At 42.0% G+C, this 17,964-nt stretch carries 14 protein-coding genes and 2 pseudogenes; 12 read left to right on the forward strand and 4 right to left on the reverse strand.

Annotation, left to right across the window (positions count from 1 at the left end; genetic code table 11):
• Positions 1 to 232 precede the first annotated feature (232 nt).
• A complete protein-coding gene (locus ACQ5BJ_RS03320) occupies positions 233 to 568 on the reverse strand; it encodes a leucine-rich repeat domain-containing protein (RefSeq protein WP_430108519.1) in 336 nt (111 codons plus the stop codon).
• Positions 569 to 887: 319 nt separating this feature from the next.
• Here ACQ5BJ_RS03320 and ACQ5BJ_RS03325 point away from each other — a divergent pair, with 319 nt between their 5' ends.
• The 7 genes from ACQ5BJ_RS03325 to ACQ5BJ_RS03355 all read left to right on the forward strand — a co-directional run bounded on the left by ACQ5BJ_RS03325 (position 888) and on the right by ACQ5BJ_RS03355 (position 9,542).
• Positions 888 to 2,228, forward strand: a complete 1,341-nt coding sequence (locus ACQ5BJ_RS03325; protein WP_005550215.1) for an ABC transporter substrate-binding protein — start codon at positions 888 to 890, stop codon at positions 2,226 to 2,228.
• 120 nt (positions 2,229 to 2,348) lie between these two features.
• Positions 2,349 to 4,139 carry a sensor histidine kinase gene (locus ACQ5BJ_RS03330; RefSeq protein WP_430108523.1) on the forward strand — a complete coding sequence of 597 codons (1,791 nt, stop codon included), beginning with the start codon at positions 2,349 to 2,351 and terminating at the stop codon, positions 4,137 to 4,139.
• 6 nt (positions 4,140 to 4,145) lie between these two features.
• Positions 4,146 to 5,801, forward strand: coding sequence for a response regulator transcription factor (locus ACQ5BJ_RS03335; RefSeq protein ID WP_430108526.1), 1,656 nt, complete (start codon positions 4,146 to 4,148; stop codon positions 5,799 to 5,801).
• 5 nt (positions 5,802 to 5,806) lie between these two features.
• Positions 5,807 to 6,922, forward strand: a complete 1,116-nt coding sequence (locus tag ACQ5BJ_RS03340; RefSeq protein ID WP_005550218.1) for a glycoside hydrolase family 88 protein — start codon at positions 5,807 to 5,809, stop codon at positions 6,920 to 6,922.
• Between the two features lie 345 nt (positions 6,923 to 7,267).
• A complete protein-coding gene (locus ACQ5BJ_RS03345) occupies positions 7,268 to 8,770 on the forward strand; it encodes an alpha/beta hydrolase family protein (RefSeq protein ID WP_005550219.1) in 1,503 nt (500 codons plus the stop codon).
• Positions 8,771 to 8,774: 4 nt separating this feature from the next.
• Entirely contained in the window at positions 8,775 to 8,852 is a 78-nt protein-coding gene (locus tag ACQ5BJ_RS03350) for a hypothetical protein (protein WP_081505811.1), read from the forward strand.
• 117 nt (positions 8,853 to 8,969) lie between these two features.
• The gene (locus tag ACQ5BJ_RS03355; protein ID WP_262866712.1) at positions 8,970 to 9,542 is read left to right on the forward strand and encodes a TetR/AcrR family transcriptional regulator; all 573 of its coding nucleotides are present in this window, start codon (positions 8,970 to 8,972) and stop codon (positions 9,540 to 9,542) included.
• 163 nt (positions 9,543 to 9,705) lie between these two features.
• On the opposite strand, the gene ACQ5BJ_RS03360 is transcribed toward ACQ5BJ_RS03355, so the two are convergent.
• Entirely contained in the window at positions 9,706 to 10,386 is a 681-nt protein-coding gene (locus ACQ5BJ_RS03360; protein ID WP_430108531.1) for a DUF4386 domain-containing protein, read from the reverse strand.
• Positions 10,387 to 10,550: 164 nt separating this feature from the next.
• Between ACQ5BJ_RS03360 and ACQ5BJ_RS03365 the strand changes: the two are divergent.
• Both ACQ5BJ_RS03365 and ACQ5BJ_RS03370 read left to right on the forward strand, forming a co-directional pair.
• Positions 10,551 to 10,803: pseudogene (locus ACQ5BJ_RS03365) on the forward strand (hypothetical protein); the annotation flags it as partial.
• Positions 10,803 to 10,965: pseudogene (locus tag ACQ5BJ_RS03370) on the forward strand (PEP-utilizing enzyme); the annotation flags it as partial. The pseudogenes ACQ5BJ_RS03365 and ACQ5BJ_RS03370, both read left to right, overlap by 1 nt.
• Positions 10,966 to 11,071: 106 nt before the next feature.
• Here the strand turns inward: ACQ5BJ_RS03370 and ACQ5BJ_RS03375 are convergent.
• Complete coding sequence (locus ACQ5BJ_RS03375) at positions 11,072 to 12,343, reverse strand: dicarboxylate/amino acid:cation symporter (protein WP_197268890.1); 1,272 nt, start codon at positions 12,341 to 12,343, stop codon at positions 11,072 to 11,074.
• A gap of 108 nt (positions 12,344 to 12,451) precedes the next feature.
• On the reverse strand, positions 12,452 to 13,486 hold the full coding sequence (locus ACQ5BJ_RS03380; protein WP_430108534.1) for a DctP family TRAP transporter solute-binding subunit: 1,035 nt from the start codon (positions 13,484 to 13,486) through the stop codon (positions 12,452 to 12,454).
• Positions 13,487 to 13,572: 86 nt separating this feature from the next.
• On the opposite strand from ACQ5BJ_RS03380, the gene ACQ5BJ_RS03385 reads away from it, so the two are divergent.
• The 3 genes from ACQ5BJ_RS03385 (at position 13,573) to ACQ5BJ_RS03395 (ending at position 17,841) form a co-directional block, all read left to right on the forward strand.
• Entirely contained in the window at positions 13,573 to 15,177 is a 1,605-nt protein-coding gene (locus ACQ5BJ_RS03385) for an ATP-binding protein (protein ID WP_268599902.1), read from the forward strand.
• Positions 15,161 to 15,973: a response regulator gene (locus ACQ5BJ_RS03390; protein WP_005550640.1), complete on the forward strand. Its 813-nt coding sequence runs from the start codon at positions 15,161 to 15,163 to the stop codon at positions 15,971 to 15,973. The genes ACQ5BJ_RS03385 and ACQ5BJ_RS03390 overlap by 17 nt, the downstream gene beginning before the upstream one ends.
• Before the next feature lie 383 nt (positions 15,974 to 16,356).
• Positions 16,357 to 17,841 carry an Lsa family ABC-F type ribosomal protection protein gene (locus ACQ5BJ_RS03395; RefSeq protein ID WP_289355611.1) on the forward strand — a complete coding sequence of 495 codons (1,485 nt, stop codon included), beginning with the start codon at positions 16,357 to 16,359 and terminating at the stop codon, positions 17,839 to 17,841.
• Positions 17,842 to 17,964: the final 123 nt, after the last annotated feature.

Genomic DNA, 17,964 nt, shown 5'->3' on the forward strand with positions numbered 1-17,964 from the left:
GACACGAACTGGAAGCTAGAATACCTTACGTGGGGAGAGTTCATTGACCGTCTGCGAAAGGTTCGCCGAACGTCAAAAGTGATGGCGCAGTATGACAAAATGAGTTTGCCTGCTCAAGGTAAAATACTAAATTGATTATTTTTCAGGTGAAGTTCTTCTAATGTTGGTTAACATGCTAAAACTCTCAGGTATCTTATTAAGTTGGTTATTCATTAAGCATAATTCTATCAGGTTAGTTACCAATTTTCTTTAGTAATTCCCTCAATTTATTATCACTCAGATTCAAATATTTTAATTTTATAAGGCTCCTAATTTCTGATGGAACTGCTTCAATCTGATTGTGTCCTAAGTCCATCATTTTAAGTTCTTTTAAATTTTTAATATTAGCAGCAATTTTCCTAATCTCATTAGTAGAAATATTTAGTACCTCTAGATTCTTCATTTTATAGATCTCTTTTGGGATTTTTGTGAAATTATTATCGAATAGATTTATATTTGTAATTTCATTTAGTGATATGTTTAGGCATGGCAAGGCAATTAATTTAGCATGGGGTAAGTTGATTTCCATTTAATTTCCTCTTATTCATTCGACGATCCATCAAAATAGCTTTAATTAGCTTATTACTAAATATATCCTATCTACATCAAAAATACATTATTTTAATCTTATCTGTGAGGGAAAATAAGCTCTTTCATAACTTTGTACCAGTTCACATAATCTCGGGAATCTATAGCGACACCATGTCTCATTTTTTTATAAGCTAAAAGAAGTAAAAATAATCTTACCTCAGTAAAAATTGTCTGCTTTGAATGGATTTTAATCATGTTACGATTATACCGACATGAAGGAAGTTTACTTACGACATCATCATATGAGGAGGGTCTACATGAAAAAGATCATTCAAACTGTATTAGCAGCATCACTAGCTTTATCGCTAACTGCTTGCGGCAGCAACAATTCCTCTGATTCTACATCAACTCCGGCAACAGATGGCACTACTACAGGGCAAGTAACATTGAAGCTGAGCACTTGGCAAACAGATGCGAAGGCGCAATGGAGCAAAATCATACCGGAATTCGAGAAGGCGAACCCAGACATCAAAGTAGAGCTTGATCTGCTAAACGAAAAAGGAGACTCGGTTGCAGCTATGCAAAAGCTTGATTTGATGGCTGCATCAGATGATCAATTGGATATTATCGAAATGCCGTATACAAACTACTCGCAGCGTGCTTCGATTGGTCTGTTGGAACCGCTTGACAGCTACATTGAAAAGGAAGGCTATAAGTACGGTGACGAATACCTGGTAGATACTCAAGTGGATGGGAAAATTTTTGCGCTCCCTTCCTCCCTGCAGCGCTGGTTTATTTTATTAAACAAAGACTTGCTGGACGCAGCACAATTGCCGGTTCCACAAGATTGGACTTGGGCTGATTTCGAAGATTATGCTAAAAAGCTCACTAAAGGTGAAGGCGCTTCCAAAGTATATGGTGCCTACTTCCATAACTGGCCAGACCTTTACAACTTGCAGCTCAAGAGTAAAGAAATCGATAACAATTTCTTGAAAGCGGACGGAACCTCCAATGCGACAGAGCCACTCCTTACATCCAGCTTGAAAATGCTGAAAACGATGATGTACACAGATAAAACAGCAAATCCATACGAAGACATTATTTCTCAAAAGCTGCATTATCGAACACAGTTTTTTAACGGTGCAGCAGCGATGGTACCAATCGGGGACTGGATGGTTGCTGAATCGGGCGGTACGGATGCAATCCCTGCAACCTTCCATGCAGCGTTTGCTCCTATTCCTAAGCTGGAAGGTGCAACTGAGCATTATTCCCCAGTACAGCCTACTTACATGGGGGTTGCTGCTAAGTCCAAAAACAAAGAAGCAGCATACAAATTCGTTAGATGGTATACAACGGAGGGCTTGGAGATTGGCGGTCGCGTATTCTCCGGTTGGGCAAAATCGGATTCCGACAAGTTGACAGAGAAAATCGTCAGCACTTCGAAGGACCCTTCCAAGGTGGATATGGAATCCTTGAAATATACCATGAAAAACACGAAGCCTGGTCAAGCGCCAGTTCCGGTTCCTTACGTTGGTGAGGTCGAGAAAGCTGCCATTGCTGAGGTTGAATTGTACTTGTTAGATAAGCAAGATATCGATAAGACAATTGAAAATATGGACAAGAAAATCACAGATGTAATCAATAGTAACAAAAAATAGAAATTGTGATATTGTTGCTTGACCAAATTTAGATAGGATCATTATATATAGGTAACAGTGGAAATGAGAAATCATTTCCCTGTTCCTATTCTACGTGATAAACATTTGAGGGCTCCATTTATGAAAATAGATCGATATTCACTTCGTACAAAACTAGTTATTGCGGCTTTGATGTGTTTTATGATTCCCCTTATTGTGAATTACTTCTTAACTACGTATGTAACCAAAGATATTGTGCTGCATAAAGCGGTTTCTAGCACGCAGGATACGTTAATATTAGTTGATTCCAATGTATCCGGTATTGTTGAACAGATGCTATCTTTGTCGAATATAATTTTGATGAATAATGAAATCAATAAACATGTAACAAGCAGCAAAGAGCAGTTTGCAAGCGGTAATAACTCAGGTCAGCAGTTAGATTACATGCGTTTGATTTCTAATCTGGATGATCTGTTTGCCCAGAATTCAGATATGTATATCACCGTGTTGGGTGTAAATGGGTTTACGTATACGAATTATTCTTTTAGTGATTTTAACCCAAATTTCTTTAATGGAAAAATTGTATTCAAGGAACTGGATAAGCTTGCTGCTTTTTCAACGGCATGGATTGGTTTACAGGATAATTATTACGGCAATTTCGAAGCGAAGCAGAAGTCACCGAAGGTGCTTACCATCGCTCGCACCATGAAAAACTCAAGTGGCCATTCGCTTGGCTATGTGATTGTCAGTGTGAACGAAAGTAAGATACAACGTCAGCTAAACAGCTATTCAGAACAGAAAATTATGCTGCTGGATGATCAGGGAGCGATCTTATCTCAGTCGGACTCCATAAACATCGGACAACAATTCCGATACCATGATTATGCGATTAACGAGAATACGCTCGTCTACAACAATGAAAAGTATATCTATGTTTCAGAGCCCGTAGCTGGAACCAAATGGTCCTTGCTCAGTCTAGTTCCATATTCTTCGGCAGTAGGCCCTAACAATCAGATATTAGTAACCAGCTTCATTATGCAGTTTCTTTTCTTTACAGGGTTTTGCATTCTGCTGATGATTCTGATCTCGGCGATCACTAATCCGATCACAAAGTTAAGTAAATTTGTCGCCAAGGTCAATATGGGGCAATTAAGTATTCGTTCGGGGATTAGAGGACAGCATGAGGTAGGCCAACTTGGCAAATCAATTGACCAAATGTTGGATCGAATTGAGATGATGATCGAACAGATTACGCTTGAGCAAACTAAGAAGCGCAAAGCAGAGCTTGAGATGCTTCAAGCACAAATTAATCCGCATTTCATGTTCAATTTGTTAAATTCGATTCGCTTAAACATCCTGATTCGCGGCGATGAAGAGAATGCGAAGTTAATCGGTTCGTTATCATCATTGCTGCGGATGACCATTAATCGAGATAATGAATGGATATCGCTTCGCGACGAAGTCGAGACCATTCAGCATTATATATGTTTGATGAACTTCAGGCATGCGAATCAGGTTCAGTTAATCGAGAAAATTGTCGTGGGTAGTGAGCACGTCTTCGTTCCTCGCTTTATGATTCAACCGATTATAGAAAACGCTATCATTCATGGATTTCATCAGTATGGCGGCCAAATTGAAATCGAATCGTATACGGTAAAGGTGAATGAAGAAAGCAGCCTCTTGATTAAGATTCATGATAATGGCGTCGGAATGACGCCAGAACGATTGCAAGAATTGATAACCAAACTTGAGAAGGGCCAGAGAGAGGCTGCTCCCAACAAATCTGGCTTCTCTGGCATTGGCGTGACGAATGTTTATCAGCGGTTGAAATTAATATATGGCGAAAAGTTTCTAATGAGGATTAACAGTGAAGTTGATGTAGGAACAACAATTACGCTTCAATTGCCCCAAGTAAACCGTGAAGTGGAGTGAAGCTAAATGTTTACAGCGATTGTAGTAGATGATGATTACCCTGTTCTTCAATATTTGTCTCAAGCCGTCAAATGGAAACAGCTTCACATCGAATTGCTCGGTACGTATTCCAATGGGTTAGAAGCGTTGGAAGCGATTCGTATGTGCGAGCGATTGCCAGATATCGTGATTACGGATATTGGCATGCCGAAAATGAACGGACTCGAACTGATTGCGGAGTATAGCTCAATTAACCCTGACTTTGCGGCGATCATTATATCCTGCCATGATGAATTTCATTACGCTCAACAAGCACTTAAGTTGAATGTTCAGGACTATATTTTGAAAGAAAGCTTGGAAGTGGAGCAACTAGGGCAGATTTTAAAGAAGATAACCCATCGATTATGCTCCAAACAGGATCAATTGGCTGAATTTCAACATTACAAGCAATTAGGCAAAATGAATCAGACTGCTGTCAGAAACAAATTTTTGAAGGATACCCTGTATCAAAATGCCTGGTCGAAGCATGCTTGGATTGAGAAGGCAGGATTAAATGGTATTAATCTTCAATCAAAACAGTACGTCACCATGATCCTCTCTGTAGATCGGTTGAATGAGATGACTCGTGTGCACAGATTGAATGATCATACGATTATTTTTGCGGTGGAGAATGTGCTTCAGGAGATTCTGAGCGACAAAGGGAATTTCGTTATTTTTAACTATAATAGTCGCGATTTGGTTGTTCTCTATTTAACGGATGATCCGAGTGTTGAGCAGTCCTATGTTTATCACATGATGCAGACCTGCATTACCAACATCAAACAGTACATAAAAATCCATGTATCCGGCTTCATTGGTCGAACGGTAAGCAAACCCAAAGAAATTCAAGATGCTCTGCTTCCTATGCTGCAGGAGTTGGAGCATCGATTTTATAGTGCGGAATCCAGCGTGAGCACATGGTCAAAACAGGAATTCAGCAAAGTTGATATTTATCAAGAGTATGCAAAGTATTATTCCATGATTAGCGAGCATATCGCAGCTAAGAATCAGTCTGGACTCATGATGACAATACAAGATTGGTCGAATTGGGTGAGATCCTCTCGTTTTCATCCTGATTATGTAAAAGAATGGGTGTTGCAATTACTTTTGGATTTACATATGAAAATAAAAGTTACACTTCATTTTCAAAGCGAGTTTTCCGATGAGAAGCTCTATTTAACCATAAGCCAAATTGTAACCTTGTCGCATTTATCGGAGTGGTTCCTAGACTACTTATCACGTATGGCTGCTAAGTTAAGCGAGATTACAATATCTACGCGTCCGGAAGTGATTAAGGCGCAGCAATATGTCATTCAGCATGTTTCGGAGCGGATAACGCTAGAGGAGATGGCCAGCTATTTAAATCTCAACTCGAGTTATTTCAGTCGGCTGTTTAAGCGAGAGTTGAATATCAATTTTATAGAGTATGTGAATCGAGTCAAACTTCAGAAGGCAAAGGAGCTTCTGCTGCAATCGAACAAAACGGTAGAGGAAATCTCAGATTTGCTCGGTTATTCGAACAAAAGCTATTTCATTAAACTATTTAAGCGTGATGTAGGAACAACACCAAGAGAGTTTGTCTCCTGGGACAAATCACAGAGGATGATGGAAGAGTCAATAAACTTTAAACTGGCAGGGGAGTAGAACTCATGTGGCGTAAAGCAATTGAAGATGCACAGGCGAAAATAGCAAATAATCTGCGCAATCACCCAGGATTGCTTCCTCATATTACGGGAGACAAGTGCTATGAATGGGGAGAGAACAACGATTGGATCGAGGGCTTCTATATCGGGATGATATGGCTGGCGTATGAATATAATCAAGATTCCTATTATAAAGAAGCAGCGGAAAAGTTCTTGGAGAACTTTAAGTATCGTTTGGATCATCATGTGGATTTGGATCATCATGACATCGGCTTTCTCTATTCACTATCTGCCGTTGCCCAGTATCGCATAACAAAGAGTGAAGAAGCAAAGCAGGTAGCCTTGCAGGCAGCACGTGTGCTTGCGAATCGGTGGCGCCCGAAGATGGGCATTATTCAAGCATGGGGCAAAGAAGGAGATCCTGAGAACGGCGGCAGAATCATTATTGATTGCATGCTGAATCTTCCGTTATTGTTCTTTGCATATGAGCAGACAGGTGAACAGGAATACTATGATATTGCGTATAAGCATGCACGCAAGAGCTTGCGTTTTCTAGTTAGAGGCGATTCCTCTTCCTACCATACCTTCTATTTCGATCAGGAGAATGGCAATGCTCTGCGCGGAGGCACGCATCAGGGCTATCAGGATGGCTCAACCTGGACACGAGGTCAAGCTTGGGGTGTCTATGGCTTTGCGCTTGCTTATCGATATACGCAAGATCCTGACTTCCTTGTTGCCTCTAAGCGTATGGCAAAATATTTTATCGATCATCTGCCAGAGGATCATGTTGCTTATTGGGATTTTGACGTTCCAGTTGAAGCGTCAACGCCTCGTGACAGCTCTGCTTCTGCAATCGTTGCCTGCGGTTTGATTGAGCTGAACGGTCTGCTTGATGTGGAAGATCCAGATCGTGAGTATTTCACCCAATCGCTGCATGAACAGATGGAGTCACTTGTTGCAAACTATTCCACAATGAATATGCCAGATGCAGAAGGTTTACTGCAGCATGGCTCTTATCACGTTAGAGGAGATCGTGGGCCGGATGATTACATGATTTGGGGAGATTATTATTATTTTGAGGCTTTGATTCGTCTGCAATGTGGAATTAGAAGCTATTGGTAATGTAAATGAACCAGCGGCTATCCAAGACTTTATAATCCAGTCAAAGGCTGCCGCTGGTTTTTATGACGCAGGAAGGGACGATTCAAATGTACTTCGTCACAAGCTACGCAAGAACGCTGTGTCATTAGGATTTCTCTTTTTCAAGAAATATTGATCTATTGACGACCAAATACGATTATGTTTTAATATGAATGAATTTAAATATATTCATTCGTTTTTGTTGAGAAACTCCAATTGGGTTATTGAATAATCCCGCATGTATTCTAGTTTCCGGAAGCTGTCAATTGGTCAATGTCTTGATGCAATATGATCTTGTAGATGAGTATCAGCTTGGAGGATGAGAATATGAGACCATTCGAGATTCTTTTATCGTTTGCCAATTTTATGGCATTATTGATCCTAATAATCCCGCGCCCTCACCGCGTTCGTTGGAAGGGGCTTGTCATACCCGCCACCCTCTGTATAGCAATTGTGCAAGTGCTAATAGAAGGCCCGCGCTGGCAAATGGCTCCAGCATATGTGCTGACTGTACTTTTCTTATTAGTTAGCTTGCTGCAGGGCACTATACAAGCAGGGGGGAATGTTAAACAAATCCTAACGAAACGTTATGTAACTATTGTTCCTATCACATTAGGCATCATTGGTATCGGAATATCGATTGCTCTTCCAATTATTTTTCCGGTATTTCATTTCCCGCGTCCAAGCGGATCATATGAAATCGGGACTGTAACCTACCATTGGACGGACTTAAGTCGTCACGAAGTTTTCGGTTCTGACAAAAGTGCGCATCGTGGTCTGATGGTGCAAGTATGGTATCCGTCTAAGAAGGGATCATCCATATCGTATGCTCCATACTTGCAGAATTCCAGCTCTGTTCCAACAGCCTTAGCGCGATTGCACAATTTCCCGGTATTCTCCTTAAAGCACCTCAAATATGTGATTTCACATTCCTCTTCTTCCATAGTCGCAGCCGATAATAAAAACAATTATCCGGTCGTCCTTTTTCTAGAAGGACTTACTGGATACCGTCAGATGAACACCTATCAGATTGAGGAATTAGTCTCTCATGGCTATATTGCCGTAGGTATCGACCAGCCGGGAGCAGCCGCATCGGTGACTTTTCCAGATGGACGTGAAATAGCGGGACTCTCAAAACCCGAGATGGATTCGCTTAGGGAACAAAACAGGAGTACTGTTGAGAAATTAGACCTCTTAAACAATGCAGAAATCATGGACGGTGTTATCCCGTATTTTGCAAAAGATATCAGCTTCGTGCTAAATCAGTTGGAATCTATAAATAGCGCTGATCCGAATCATATTCTGACCGGCAAGCTTGATCTGCAGCATACTGGCATATTGGGGGTATCATTTGGCGGTACGGTTGGTGCCGAAGCATGCTTGAAAGATCCGCGCCTAAAGGCCTGCTTGGTGATGGATGTTGATATGACTGCAGAAGTCGTACAGAAGGGATTGCAACAGCCAAGCATGTGGATTACCCGAGATGCCGACACAATGCGGCTTGAAAGACAAAGAGCCGGCGGTTGGACGGAGGAGGATATCGAGAAAACTCAGACCACGATGCGTGCGGTATATAATAGTTTGCCAGGAGACGGCTACTTCGTTCAGGTTCCTGGGATGTTTCATGCTGATTTAACTGACCTAACCTATTTATCCCCGATTTCTTCGAAATTTGGACTAGGAGGGCCGATTGGCAGACGAGCACATGATATCATCAACGCATACTCGGTAGCATTCTTCGACAAGCACCTAAAGAACACTCCAACAGCATTGCTCGATAGAACATCAAGACAATTCCCGGAAGCGATTTTCGAAACAAGAAAGCCGTAGTCTGATGCTTTCCACATGCCATGTCAATCGTATCATATACGATATTGCGTCTAAACCACCGACGACAATTGAGTGGATGTAGTATTCATCCGGTCACCTTTGTTCATTGTAGGAGACACCAAATCTTGACATCAAAATGCAGCTATGATCTAATGAGAATGAATTATAAAATATTCATTCATGAAAGGTTCGTTGCCAAATGGACAAAAAAACGATGATCTTTAATTGCGGATGGGAATTATTCCACTCCAAAGGGTTTAAGGATACGAATATTTCAGAAATTGCGAAAATGGCAGGAATCGCGGTAGGTACTTTTTATAACTACTATCCCTCAAAAGAAAGATTGTTCTTTGAGATTTATATGAAAGAAAACGAAAAATTCAAAAAGCGGATGATTGAATCCCTGGACATGAATCAGGATCCCGTAACGCTAGTGAAACAGATCGTGGAGCAGAACATTAGTGCCACGAACACGAGTAATATCCTAAAAGAATGGTACAATCATGATCTCTTTCGGGAACTGGAACAATACTATGAAGAAGTTAAAGCTGAAGATGATTCCATTCGCAGCCTCTATACTGGATTATTCAAAAAATGGAAGGCAGAAGGAAAAATACGAGATGATATAGATGATGAACTTTTGCCCGCCTTTCTTGATTCGTTAGCCTATATCGATGCACACAAGGAAGAGATTGGGCTTAGCCATTTTCCGCAATTGATACAGTATCTAGCAGAGTTTATTATGAAGGGCTTGACGGAAACCTCACGTTAAAATAATACCGTAAAAGCAAAAAGCGCTTGGAAAATTCCAATGCGCTTTTTTTACAGGGAATTTACGGCTTAACAATACATTTGGTAAGGACATTCATTTGAGAGCATCGGCAGAGATGGACGAGCTCATCTCCTGCACATTTTTACTTCATTGGATATAGAAACTATTCCGCCCGATTGAATCCTTTCATGATCAGCCATATAGCCAATATCAATTGTTGAACAGCGATCGGCACGTTCAATACCATGTAGGTTGCGTCCAGACCGATGAAGCGAATCATAAATAATAGGCTTGCCAATATAGATAGTGCTGAACCTATCAGACCCGGAACTGACAGCCAGCGTGGAACGATTTTGGTCTGGACAAATATACAGGTAAATAAGAACATAGCCAAAACAAAGGCCAGTGTTGTTGCGACATGGTTCACCAAATCACGACCGTCCCGCAACAATTCGCCCAGGGTGTGGAAATAGGATACGTTCAGAGCATCAACTGTTGCAAATTCTTGACTTACTGTCAGTAACAGCAGCAGAATGATAACTCCAATCATAATGAACACACCCGCGATTATGCCGCAAGCAACAGATCCAAGAGCTAAACTTTTATGATGTTTGCTTATTATCGGATACAGCAAAATCGGAATCCCAACATAGGCAACAACCATTAACAACTGTGAAAACGCTCCTATCAGTACTTGACTTTCATTTGTAGAAGCGTTGACCAGGTAGTCTGCTCCATCAATAACAGGCACAACACTACATATCCCTGCAACCAACCCGACTATGAATAACAACCCAACCATTACAGTAGACTTTCTACTTGAATGGATACTCTTCCTCAGCATAATGAACCTCCTTTTCATATCTATCGTGGGGTCTACTATCAAAATACTCCGAGTCGCTTACTGACATGACAGGGTCGGGAAGGAAGAATTTCTAAGTAAAGTTGTATCAATCAAGTTGGAGTGTAAACGCAATGAAGGGAAGGCGTCACAAGGGTTTCAAACAGATCAATGAAAACATGAACGAGTGGCTAGATGAAAAACGCAGCAGATATGCTTTCTCAATCTGTACCTAACAATATTACTTCGGAAATGGGTCTGGCGCTGTTGGATGTCGCAGATGTAATCCGCCCTTATCGGGAAGTTACCAATAGTTTACATAATGTGATTATGATTAACTTTTGTGATGGACTGATTCAGTTGAAGGGTGGACAGGAGACCCAAGACGCGTACTCTGCTTTTCTGTTTATCTATACAATGGCCACGTCACCGAAGTTGGCGGATTGATGACCCATGGGGCCGTTATCGCACGGGCATATGGCTTGCCAACAGTTGTTGGTGTAGAGAATTGCTACCAGGATGAGCAGAGATGGACCATTAATTCGCGTGCATGGAACAGAAGGGGATATCGAAATATTGTAAAACAGCAGCGTATAAACAAAAAGGATGAGCAAGATCCACATTTGTTGATGGATTTAAACTCATCCTTTTTACAATTATAAATAATCGCATTCTATTTCTGAAAGCCTTAATTATATGCAATGTTGCTGCTCGTTACAGCAGACTCATCAGCTTCTAATCGATTCGGATCAAATTCATTCTCCATCTTGGCGATAACTACTGTTGCTACACCATTTCCGATCAAATTCGTTATTGCGCGAGCTTCGGACATGAAACGGTCAACACCCAGCAGTAGGGCCATGCCTGCGATCGGAATTGATGGGAAAGCAGCTAAAGTTGCAGCTAGTGTAATGAATCCTGATCCTGTAACCCCAGCAGCACCTTTGGAAGTTAGCATCAATACGAACAGAAGGGTAATTTGCTGCCAAATGCTTAGATCAACACCAGATACCTGAGCGACAAATAGCGCAGCCATTGACAGATAAATCGATGTACCGTCTAGGTTGAATGAGTATCCTGTTGGAATAACGAGTCCCACGACGGATTTGGAAGCACCGTATTTCTCGAGCTTTGACATCATTCGCGGCAGAGCAGATTCGGATGAAGAGGTACCGAGCACTAGTAAGATTTCTTCTTTAATGTAAGAGATAAACTTGAAGATGTTGAATCCGAATGCTTTGGCGATGAATCCGAGTACGACGATTATAAATAGGAACATGGTCAAATAAACAGAACCCATCAGCTTGCCAAGTGTAAACAACGAGCCAAGACCAAATTTGCCAACCGTATATGACATTGCACCAAAGGCGGCAATTGGTGAAACCTTCATAATGATATTTACGATACCAAAAAATACGTGTGAGAGCTTATCGAATAATGAAATGATGGCTTGCCCTTTTTCACCAATAGCTGTTAGAGCAAAACCAAACAGGACTGCAAATAACAATACCGGAAGAAGCTCACCGCTAGCAAAAGCCCCGATAACATTATCAGGCACGATGTTCATGATGAAGCCCATTACACTATTCTCATGCGCTTTCTCCGCATATTGGGCAACGTCACCTGTAGCCTTTGAAATATCGATTCCAGAGCCTGGCTTAACTAAATTTACTACAAGTAGGCCAATTGCAAGTGCTATGGTTGTTACAATCTCAAAGTATAGTAATGCCTTACCACCGATGCGACCGACCTTTTTCATATCGCCCATACTTGCGATTCCATGTACGACGGTGAAGAAGATGATTGGTGCAATTACCATCTTAATAAGCTTGATAAAGATGTCTCCAAGCACCTTCAGTTCAACGGCATATTTAGGGAAAAATTGTCCGAAGAGAACCCCAAGAAGAATCGCGAATAATACTTGAACGGTCATGTTTTTCATGATTTTTTTTATCTTCATGTTCTTACCCCTCGCTTTCACCATTGTAAGCGCTTTATTCGATGTGCTTAAGTGTAAGAGAGAGGGGAGAAGGTGACAAGCATATGGTCATATTGTTCTTTTTGGTCTTTAAGGCCCAGAAATTTCGCTCATTACATCAGCCCCGATTTTCATTGCGAAATCTTTATAAAGCTCCTTTGAGGCTATCCTCCATTCCGCTGTTTGTTCTTTCGTTAATATGGAAATCTGCAAATTCTGGTTCGTATTAATCTCGTTCATATGCGTCTCATTTCTAGCTGCTTTCTTATTTGCCTGCTCTGTTGTTTCATCCAGTGCTTCCATGAGCAGCTGTTGCACATCAGAAGGCAGGCTATCCCAGAAGGATTTGTTGAAAATAACGGCATAGCCCAAATAACCATGATTGCTAATCGTCATATATTTCTGCACTTGGTAGAGGCGTTTGCTTACGATATTCGATATCGTGTTTTCCTGACCATCTACTGAGCCGTCGGCTAGATTGCGATAAGCGTCGTTAAAAGGAATAACACTTGTCTTCCCTCCCCAGTTCTTCATGTGCCGTTCAATTAATGGACTTGGTTGTATGCGAAACTTTAGTCCTTTGAAATCTCGAGGCCCCAGAATAGGCCGTACATTGTTCGTCACTTGTTTAAAGCCATTGGACCAGAAGGCGACTCCCTTCATGCCATGCGGTTTAAGCGTTTGGAATAGCTTGTCTCCAAGCGAACCATTCAGCTTGCTTTCAACCTCATTCTGATCTTTGAAAGCAAATGGCAGATCCATTACTAGCCATGCTGGATCGATCTCGCTTATAGTTGAGAAGGATGGGGCTATCATTTGAATATCACCACGCTGAAGTGCAGCAACTTCATTATTCTCACCATATAGCATGCCATTTGGGAACACTTGTATCTCGACGCGATCCTTTGATTTCTTCTTTACTAGATCAGCGAATTCAGCTGCAGCGAGGCCCTTTGGTGTGTTCTCAGCAACTACATGACTGAATTTGATGACGATCCGTTGCTTAAGTCCAGTTTGTTCATCATCCTGATAGAGCTGTTCATTCCAGTTTGGTTGATATCCGACGAGATATGCAGCTAACAATCCAACAATAATGAACATTCCAATACTTGCAATCGCTTTCAAATTTGTCTCCTCCCAGTTGCTAAATTAGACTTATTATTGCACAATAGCAGATAAAGGTAAATATTTCGAAAAGGAGGGCGCTAGACTTGAACCGAATAGGAATCTACTGGAAAATTATTTTGCTTTCATTCGGTTTGGTTCTGTTCTCCCTCCTTATTGCTGTAGAGGTCTTGCTTGGAAGCTTGACTAGCGTCAAAGAAGAGAGCTTACGTCAACGGCTGATTACGACTGCCCAAACCGTTGCTAATCTACCGGGAGTGGCAGAATATATCAATCAGCAGAATGGAGCTGAGCATATTGCTCCCGTTGCTGACAAAATTCGCATGCTGAATGAGGCTGATTATATTGTCGTGCTGGATATGAATCGCAAGCGCTTATCACATCCTCTATCGGACCGAATAGGAACTTATTTTAGTGGCGACGATGCGGATGCAGCTTTTGCTGAGCATATGTACGTTTCCAAAGTAAAAGGTGAAGCAGGTGTTGGCTTGCGGGCATTCGTGCCGATCATGAACGCGAAGCATGAGCAGGTTGGCGTTGTAATGGCAGGAGGACTTCTGCCTACCATGAAGGATATTTTTCCCGAGCAGCTCAGATCGGTTATGGTAATGATTATATTGGCGCTTTCGTTTGGAATGATGGGCTCAGCGATGCTTGCTAAACATATCAAGAAAGAGATGTATAATTTAGAGCCGCATGAAATTGCCTCGATGTTTCGTGAGCACACGGCTGCATTCCAAGCTATGCATGAAGGAGTAATCGCCATCGACAGCAAGGAGCGAATCACGATTTTCAATGAACGGGCCAAGCACATTTTTGGCGTGTCCAAGGATGTGATTGGACTGAACATTTGGGATGTGATTCCCGATTCTCGCTTGCCCGAGGTACTTAAGGTAAAAACACCGCTCTTGAACCACGAATTGCTGGTTGGCGATACGCTCATCTGGAGCAATCGAATACCCATAATCGAGCAGGGTATTACACAGGGAGCCATAGCGATTTTCCAAGACCGAACGGAGGTTACGCATATGGCAGAAGAACTGACAGGTGTGCGAGAATTTGTGAATGCCTTGCGAGCCCAAAATCATGAGCATATGAATAAAATGCATACCGTTGCTGGGCTTCTCCAGCTTGGAAAACATGAAGAAGCATTAAGATATTTGTTTGAGGTATCTGATCAACATGAAGAGACAACAAGATTTATGCAGGAGCATTTTGAGGATGATGGAGTTGCAGGCTTACTGCTTGGTAAGATCAGTCGAGGAAATGAGCTTGATATAGATGTGATCATCGATCCGAATTGCGGTTTGCGTCAATTTCCAGATTCGCTTGATCGACGAGATATCGTGCTGCTGGTAGGCAATTTGATTGAAAATGCATTTGATGCACTTTCCAATATCAAGGTTGATCAGAAGGCAGTGTATCTGTACATTGGGCAAGATGAAGATTATTTATCGATCTTAGTTGAGGATAATGGCTGTGGTATGACAGAAGACACGAAAGCAAGAATGCTGGAACGCAGCTTCTCGACCAAAAGTGGAGAGCATCGTGGAATAGGCCTATTTCTGATAAGTGGGATTATCGCAAAAGGTAAAGGGCTACTTCGGTGTGAATCCTCCCCAGGACTCGGAACATCAATGGAAATCGTTTTTCCGATGAAGGAGGCGGCAAGAGATGCAGGAGCAATGTAAACATATCGTGCAAGTATTGCTGATTGAAGATGATCCAATGGTTCAGGAAGTGAACCGCATGTTCATCGAAGGGGTGAATGGTTATAAAGTTATTGGGACGGCAGGCAACGGTCAGGATGGCTTGCGGATGATCGAAGAACTGAAGCCGGATCTAATCTTTCTGGATGTGTTTATGCCTTCATTTGATGGAATTAGTACGCTGCAGGAAATTAGGGCGCGTGATCTACCAGTGGATGTGATCGTAGTTACGGCTGCTAAAGAGACGGAAACATTACGAGCGATGATGCGAAACGGTGCAGTAGATTATATTATCAAGCCTTTTAAACTAGAGCGGGTTAGACGGACATTGGAACGTTATCGTGATCGATACGAGACGTTAACCGACGATCATACAGTTACCCAAGAGCAGCTTGATCGCATTCTGCAAATGGGAGATGAGATCCGAACGGATAGCACTGTGAACGATGGATCTTCTCTATTAGGGCAGAGTGTAATACAAGAGAAGAACGTTATCGAATCATCACCACCTGCTGAATTGTTTATACCTACGGAAGAACTGCCAAAGGGATTAAATCCAGTAACACTTAAACAAGTGCTTGCAGTAATGGCTGATAAAGGTGGGAAGCTATCCGCAGAAGAAACAGCCGAAGGGGTTGGGATTGCAAGAGTGACAGCAAGAAGATACCTTGAATATTTGTCAAAGATAGGATATGTCTATCTAGAGGTGAATTATGGAGGCGTAGGGCGACCAATTAATCGGTATACGCTTCATTCAAGACCAAAAAGACTAAAATAATCCGAAACACGCCTTATCGTGAATCTTACAATTACAAATGAAAATGTAACACCAAAGTGGGTAGGCTAATGACTCATGAAGCAGATGAAGGTTGCCATTGCTTATTGCAATGAAATATCTGGTATGTTAATATTGCGCTAACACTTACGATAGGAGTTGAAGAGGATAATGTAAAATTTCTTGCTAACGTTTAAAGAATAAAACAAGTTCTATTTGTGCTGTTTTGTTCTTTATTGGCAAGAAAGTTACCTTATTCTTTTCACTCAAAGAATATATTCTTATCTGACTCTGCGTAGGGTTGGATTTGTTTTATTTTTTTGAGCTGTAAGAAAGGTCAACTTTCTTGCAGCTCTTTTTTATTTGTGACCAAGGAGGTTTCTGGAATGTCATTGATCAAGGTAACAAACTTGACGTTTGCCTATGACGGCAGCTACGACAACATTTTTGAGCATGTAAGTTTACAAATCGATACCAACTGGAAATTGGGCTTTACGGGGCGGAACGGCCGGGGCAAGACTACGTTTCTCAACCTGCTGCTCGGCAAGTATGAATACAGCGGAACGATTTCCTCTAATGTCAGTTTCGAGTATTTCCCGTTCCACGTCGAACACAAGGAACATTATACATTCGACGTGGTAGCAGACATCTATCCGGACTATGAGCACTGGCAGCTTATGCGCGAGTTTTCGCTGCTGAAAATGTCAGAGGATGTGTTGTATCGACCATTCAACTCGTTATCCAACGGAGAACAGACGAAGGTAATGCTCGCAGTCCTGTTTTTGAAGGAAAACAGCTTTTTGCTTATCGACGAGCCGACCAATCATCTTGATCTGCATGCTCGGAAGCTGGTAAGTGATTATTTGAACGGCAAGAGCGGGTTTATATTGGTGTCACATGATCGGGCGTTTCTCGACAATTGTGTGGACCACATTATTTCAATCAATAAGACCAATATCGAAATCCAGAACGGAACTTTTTCAGACTGGTGGGAGAATAAACAAAGACAGGACAATTTCGAATTGGCTGAGAACGAGAAGCTGAGGAAGGACATTAAGAGGCTGTCCGAAGCGGCCAAGCGAACGAGCAACTGGTCCCACGAGGTAGAAAAAACGAAAAACGGCACCCGCAACTCCGGCTCCAAGGTCGACAAAGGATACATCGGCCACAAGGCCGCCAAAATGATGAAGCGATCCAAATCGATCGAGCAGAGACAGAACTCCGCCATCGAGGATAGATCCCAGCTTCTGAGAAATGTCGACAGCTCGGAAAGTTTGAAAATATCGCAGATGACTTATCATAAACATCAATTGGTTGAGCTTGACCGCGTTTCGATTCATTATGGTGAAAAGAACGTGTGCAACGACATTAGCTTTACTATCGAGCAAGGGGATCGCATCGTGCTCTCCGGTCCGAACGGCTCAGGCAAATCCAGCTTGCTCAAACTGATTTGCGGCGAGGAGATTCCTTATACCGGCGCGGTTCGAAAAGGGAGTCAGTTGAAAATTTCCTACGTTTCACAAGATACCTCGCAGTTGCAGGGCAATTTGTCGGAATTCGCCAGATCCAGCGAGATTGACGAAAGCTTGTTCAAAGCGATTTTGAGAAAACTCGATTTTTCACGCTTGCAATTTGAAAAGGACATCGCTTCTTATAGCGGCGGTCAGAAGAAGAAAGTTCTGATTGCGAAAAGCCTCTGCGAACACGCTCATTTGCATATTTGGGACGAACCGCTTAATTTTATTGACGTCATTTCCAGGATGCAAATCGAAGAACTGCTGCTGGAACATTCGCCAACGATCCTTTTTGTGGAGCACGACAGCGAGTTTTGCAAACATATCGCAACTAAAACTGTGGAATTGAACGTTTAACAGGTTTAATAAACTATGAGAGGATGAAAACGATGATCATTGAGGTTGAGGTTGTAGATGATACTGTGAACCGGTTCCTACCGGCTGACCCGGTTCACAAAAAAATAGATCTGTTGCCGGAGG

Origin of the sequence: Paenibacillus sp. B1-35, from assembly GCF_050474385.1 — a bacterium.
Lineage (GTDB): Bacteria > Bacillota > Bacilli > Paenibacillales > Paenibacillaceae > Paenibacillus_B > Paenibacillus_B alvei.

Coding starts and splice junctions, on each gene's coding strand:
- ACQ5BJ_RS03320 (WP_430108519.1), bottom strand. CDS start 568: ATGGAAATCAACTTACCCCATGCTAAATTAATTGCCTTGCCATGCCTA.
- ACQ5BJ_RS03355 (WP_262866712.1), top strand. CDS start 8,970: ATGGACAAAAAAACGATGATCTTTAATTGCGGATGGGAATTATTCCAC.
- ACQ5BJ_RS03375 (WP_197268890.1), bottom strand. CDS start 12,343: ATGAAGATAAAAAAAATCATGAAAAACATGACCGTTCAAGTATTATTC.
- ACQ5BJ_RS03395 (WP_289355611.1), top strand. CDS start 16,357: ATGTCATTGATCAAGGTAACAAACTTGACGTTTGCCTATGACGGCAGC.
- ACQ5BJ_RS03360 (WP_430108531.1), bottom strand. CDS start 10,386: ATGCTGAGGAAGAGTATCCATTCAAGTAGAAAGTCTACTGTAATGGTT.
- ACQ5BJ_RS03340 (WP_005550218.1), top strand. CDS start 5,807: ATGTGGCGTAAAGCAATTGAAGATGCACAGGCGAAAATAGCAAATAAT.
- ACQ5BJ_RS03330 (WP_430108523.1), top strand. CDS start 2,349: ATGAAAATAGATCGATATTCACTTCGTACAAAACTAGTTATTGCGGCT.
- ACQ5BJ_RS03350 (WP_081505811.1), top strand. CDS start 8,775: ATGCTTTCCACATGCCATGTCAATCGTATCATATACGATATTGCGTCT.
- ACQ5BJ_RS03390 (WP_005550640.1), top strand. CDS start 15,161: ATGCAGGAGCAATGTAAACATATCGTGCAAGTATTGCTGATTGAAGAT.
- ACQ5BJ_RS03345 (WP_005550219.1), top strand. CDS start 7,268: ATGAGACCATTCGAGATTCTTTTATCGTTTGCCAATTTTATGGCATTA.
- ACQ5BJ_RS03335 (WP_430108526.1), top strand. CDS start 4,146: ATGTTTACAGCGATTGTAGTAGATGATGATTACCCTGTTCTTCAATAT.
- ACQ5BJ_RS03325 (WP_005550215.1), top strand. CDS start 888: ATGAAAAAGATCATTCAAACTGTATTAGCAGCATCACTAGCTTTATCG.